This is a genomic window from Catellatospora aurea (genome assembly GCF_042663325.1).
GTDB lineage: Bacteria > Actinomycetota > Actinomycetes > Mycobacteriales > Micromonosporaceae > Catellatospora > Catellatospora aurea.
The window spans coordinates 1-5,031 of record NZ_JBHTAC010000091.1 but is presented as its reverse complement, the minus strand read 5'-3'; the positions used below and the strand labels follow the sequence as shown (position 1 = coordinate 5,031).

Sequence of the window (5,031 nt, the reverse complement as noted above, 5' to 3'; positions counted from 1 at the left end):
ACACCTGCAACGGCACCGGCGCGCAGTCGTTCGGGCTGACCGCGCAGCCCTGACGGGGCCGGGACGGGGCCGCCGGGTGACCACCCGGCGGCCCCGTCCCGTGAGGGGGGAACCTCGGCGACCGGCCCCGCGACCCGGGCACTGTGCCAGACTTGGACAGAGGGTAGTTTTCTCACCACCGGGAGGCTCGTCACGGCGGCAGACGAGGGCGCACTCGAGACCCGGACGGCCGGACGCGACCGGGCCGTGGTGGGCGTTGTGCTCGCCGGCATCGCCTGGGTGGTGCTGTACGCGGTCCTGCTGCGGACGACCCGCGACTCCCCCGCCGCCTCCCGCCTGGTCGGCGAGGTGGTCTACCTGGTGCCGATCGCAGCCGCCACGGCGCTGGCCGTGTACGCCGCCGGCCGCACCCGCCAACGCGTCGGCACCGCCTGGCGGCTGCTGATCGTGTCGAACTCGCTGTGGCTCATCGGCGAGTCCACCTGGGCCGTCTACTCCTACCTGTCACCCGACGGCGCGCCCGTGCCGTCGTTCGCCGACGCCGCGTACCTGCTCTCCTACGCCGTGGCGCTGCCTGCGATTGTGATCGGCCTGGGCCTGGGCGTGCTCGGCCGGACCCAGGGGCTGCTCGACGCCCTGCTGGTGGCCGCCGGCGCGGCGGCGATCGGCTGGCAGACGCTGATCAGCCCGCTCGTGCCGAGCAGCTGGACCGTGCCCGCCCTGGTCACCTTCCTCTATCCGGTGTTCTCGGTGAGCATCGTCAGCATCCTGGTGGCGGTGCTGCTCAGCGGCGCGCGCCAGGTGCCCCGCTCGATCATCATCGTGGGCTGCGCGTTCGGCCTCGCCGCCGTCACCGACGGCGCGTACGCCTACCTGACCGCCGTCGACAAGTACCAGAGCTCCAGCTGGGTGAACCTCGGCTGGCAGATCGAAGCCGTGCTGCTGTGCGTGGCCGCTGTCGTGGCCGGCCGTCGAGCCGAGACCGACCAGCCCCGGGCCCTTGAACCGGACCTGGCGTTCCTGCCGGCCGTGGTTGCCGTGCTCGCGGTCGGCGGCCTCGCCGTGGCCGACCTCGTCCTGGTCGGCCGGCTCAGCCTGGTGACGCTCGTGGTGACCATGGTGTTGCTGCTGGGGCTGCTGGTACGCCAGGTGGTCGCCACCCGGGACCGGGCCCGGCTCACCCAGGGGCTGCGCACCGCCGCGATCACCGACCAGCTCACCGGCCTGTACAACCGGCGCTTCTTCAAGGAGATGATCGACGTCGAGGCCGATCGCGCCGAGCGCCGCCGCCTGCCGCTCAGCCTGATCCTCATCGACCTGGACCACTTCAAGGACATCAACGACACCTACGGCCACTCGGTCGGCGACGCCGTGCTCACCGACGTCGCCCAGCGGCTGCGCCGCGAGGTGCGCGGCAGCGACCTGCTGTGCCGCTACGGCGGCGAGGAGTTCGTCTGCCTGCTGCCGGGCACCCCCGCCCCGGCCGCGTACGAGCTGGCCGAGCGGCTGCGGCAGACCCTGCGCAGCACCCCGACGGACGTCGCCGGGGTGCCCGAGCCGGTGACGCTCACCGCCTCGCTCGGGGTCGCCACCGACGAGCCCGAGCGCGGACGGATCGACACCGACGCCCTCATCGACGAGGCCGACGAGGCCGTCTATCGGGCCAAGGCGCTCGGCCGAGACCGCGTCGTCGGCTCCGGGCAGGCCTCGGCGAGCGCCGCGGACCCGATCACCGACCTGCCCCCGGCGCTGGTGTGGATGGCCGACCGGATCGACCGGGCGCTCGGCGACCGGCAATGCGCCGCCGCGGTGTCACGCTGGGCGTTTCGGACCGCCTCGCGGCTCGGGCTGGACGAGGCCGATCAGCGCCGCACCGCGGCCGCCGCCCGGGTGCACGACATCGGCCGGATCACCAGCCTGGCCGGACGCCGGCCCGACGAGCCGCGTGGCCCCGGCCGGGCCGAGGACCTCGGCCATCCGGCGCAGGGCGCGCGCCTGCTCGTCGAGCTGGCGGGACGCTCGGACCTGGCGCAGCTGGTCGCCGCCCATCACGAGCGCCACGACGGCACCGGCTACCCGTACGGCCTGGCCGGCTCGGACATCCCGATCGGGGCGCGGATCATCGCCGTTTGCGACGCCTGGGCCGTCCTGCGCGGCGACGACCCGATCCCGCCGGGGGCGTCGCCGCCGGACGGCCGCGACGAACTGGCCCGGGGGCGCGGCACCCGGTTCGATCCCGTGGTCCTGGACGCGTTCCTGGGACTGCTCGACGACGGCGCGCTCGACGACCCGGCGCGTTTCACCGAGCCGGCGGCCGCGCCGCCCGCCGTGCCGGCCTCCATCGCGGCCGCAGACGAGGGACGCACCGCGGCCCGGTGATCCGGCCACCCGCCCCCAGGACCCCCCGCCGCCGAGCGGGGCGCGACCCGCACCAAGGTCACTCGACTTGCCAGGCATGTGGGCGCATGCGAGGTCAAGATACGCACAGGTGCTGGGCAAATCGGACGATCATGGGTCCCTGCTGCCCGCGGAGATTTCCGGCGAGCGTGTCGAGAAACGTCGCGCGGCTCCGTCCTATGGTCGGACGGGGCGGGGTGCCCCGCGATCGACGAGGAGCGAACGATGAGCAGGGTCACCTGTGACATGGCGATGTCGGTGGACGGATTCACCGCGGGCCCGAACCAGCGTGCCGACGCGCCCTTCGGCGACGGGGTCGGCGAGAGCCTGCACCGCTGGATGTTCGACGAGCCGGAGAACAACGCCGCCGAGCTGGCCGACGTGCTCGACGCGGGGGCGTTCATCATGGGCCGCAACATGTTCAGCCCCGGCCGCGGCGACTGGGACCTGGACTGGACCGGCTGGTGGGGCGACGAGCCGCCGTACCACGCGCCGGTGTTCGTGCTCACCCACCACGAGCGCGAGCCGGTGAAGATGGCGGGCGGCACCGAGTTCCACTTCGTGACCGGTGGCATCGCCGACGCCCTGGTCCGGGCGCGGGCCGCCGCGGGCGACCGCAACGTCGCGATCGCGGGCGGGGCCGCGACGGTCAACCAGTTCCTGGCCGCCGGGCTGATCGACGAGCTGCGGCTGCACATCGCGCCGGTGCTGCTGGGCCGCGGCGAGCGGTTGTTCGCCGGTGTCGAGCGCACCGACCTGGTGCAGGTCGGGGTCCGGCACACCGGCCTGGTGACCCACGTGCGCTACGAGCCGGTGCGCCCGGCAAAGGCGGCGGCCTGATCGGGACCGCCGCCGCCCGGGTGACGGAAGCCCGTGACCGGGCCTCGGTCACGGGCTCCCGCCCCGGCCCCACCCCACTGGTGGCCGGGATCCGGCGCAGCGGAAAGGGAGTGTGGGCCGCCGTCCGGGCGGGGGGGCAGCCCACTGCGATGTGCGTCCCGAAAACGGGCCGCACCCGTCAGCGGTGGTCGTGCGGCGTCGAGAGCTGGACACACATCGATTGATGCGATCACCATACTGGGCGGGCGACCGAGAACGAGTCAACAACTTCCGGAAACTATCGGTGCGTCCCTATCGAACACGGGGCGGGGCGGCGCTGTCGCGCACGACGAGTTCGGTGGCCAACTCCATCCGTGGGCTCTCCACGTGCTCGCCCCTGGCCAGGCGCAGCACGGTGCGGGCGGCGACCATGCCCATCTCGGCCAGCGGCTGGCGGACCGTCGTCATCGGCGGCGACGACCAGCGCACCTCGGGCAGGTCGTCGAAGCCGACCACGCTGACGTCGTCGCCGACCCGCAGGCCCTGCTGGCGTGCGGCCTCGTACACGCCGAGCGCCATCTGGTCGCAGGAGGCGAAGATCGCCGTCGGCGGGTCCGGCAGCCGCAGCAGGTGCGTGCCGCCCGCGAACCCGGACTCGTGGTAGAAGTCGCCCTGGTAGACAAGGCCGTCGTCGACCGGCAGCCCGGCCGACTCCATCGCGGCGCGGTAGCCGTCCATCCGGGCCCGGCTGCACATCAGCTGGGGCAGGCCGGTGATGAACCCGATGCGCCGGTGGCCCAGCCGGATCAGGTACTCGGTCGCGGCCAGGCCGCCGGCCCAGTTGGTCGCGCCGACGGTGGGCGCGTCCTGCTGCGGGATGCCGTCGGCGTCGACGAGCACCACCGGGATGTTGAGCCGGCGCAGCTCGGCCTGCAACGGCGGCTCCACCATCGACGTCACGAAGATGACGCCCTCGGTGGCCCGGCTGCGTACGCCGTCGAGCCACTGCTTGGCCGAGGCGTTGCGGCGGTGGATGGCCGACACCACAGTGCCGATGCCGGCGGCGTGCGCGACGTCCTCGACGCCGCGGATGATCTCGACGGCCCAGGGGCTGTCGAGATCGGGGAAGACCAGGTCCAGCAGGCCGGAGCTGGTGCGGGCGGCCGACGGGCGGCGGCGGTAGCCGTGCCGGGTGAGCAGTTCCTCGACCCGTTCGCGGGTCTGCACGGCCACATCGGAGCGGCCGTTGAGCACGCGCGAGACCGTGGGCACGGACACCCCGGCCAGATCGGCGATCGCGGCGATGGTGACTTTGCGCGTATCTTTCTCAGCCACAGACAGCTCCTCAGGCCCGGCGCGACGGCAGGGGGTGCCGCCGCGGCGGCCGCCGGTCAGGACGCCGGCAGCCTGGGCTCAGCGTAGCCATGAAAGTTTCGCGCGACTACCGATACTTGTTACCGGTCAAGATTTTGTCACGGGGATCCGGCGCTGGGGACGCGTGGTGCGGCGGCTCCGGGCGGCACGCCGCACCACACGACGTCGGTCAGCTCCGCGGGGCCGCGGCGCTGTCGCGTACGACCAGCTCGGTGGCCAGCTCCAGGCGTGGACTCTCGACCTTCTCCCCCTGGGCCAGGCGCAGCACGGTGCGCGCGGCCAGCAGGCCCATCTCGGCCAGCGGCTGGCGGACCGTGGTCAGCGGCGGCGAGCACCACCGCACCTCGGGCAGGTCGTCGAAGCCGACGACGCTGATGTCGTCGGCCACGCGCAGGCCGCGGCGGCGGATGGCCTCGTAGACGCCCAGGGCCATCTGGTCGC

The 5,031-nt window shown here is 73.5% G+C and carries 4 protein-coding genes; 2 read left to right on the top strand and 2 right to left on the bottom strand.

From position 1 onward, the window contains the following. Positions 1-258: 258 nt before the first annotated feature. Complete coding sequence (locus tag ACFQO7_RS37560; protein ID WP_376810860.1) at positions 259-2,379, top strand: bifunctional diguanylate cyclase/phosphohydrolase; 2,121 nt, start codon at positions 259-261, stop codon at positions 2,377-2,379. A gap of 243 nt (positions 2,380-2,622) precedes the next feature. Further along, positions 2,623-3,237: a dihydrofolate reductase family protein gene (locus ACFQO7_RS37555; RefSeq protein ID WP_376810859.1), complete on the top strand. Its 615-nt coding sequence runs from the start codon at positions 2,623-2,625 to the stop codon at positions 3,235-3,237. A 291-nt stretch (positions 3,238-3,528) separates the two neighbouring features. On the opposite strand, the gene ACFQO7_RS37550 is transcribed toward ACFQO7_RS37555, so the two are convergent. Both ACFQO7_RS37550 and ACFQO7_RS37545 read right to left on the bottom strand, forming a co-directional pair. Next, positions 3,529-4,551: a LacI family DNA-binding transcriptional regulator gene (locus ACFQO7_RS37550; protein WP_376810858.1), complete on the bottom strand. Its 1,023-nt coding sequence runs from the start codon at positions 4,549-4,551 to the stop codon at positions 3,529-3,531. Positions 4,552-4,759: 208 nt separating this feature from the next. Next, the coding region (locus ACFQO7_RS37545; RefSeq protein WP_376810857.1) for a substrate-binding domain-containing protein at positions 4,760-5,031 on the bottom strand (272 nt) is incomplete at its 5' end.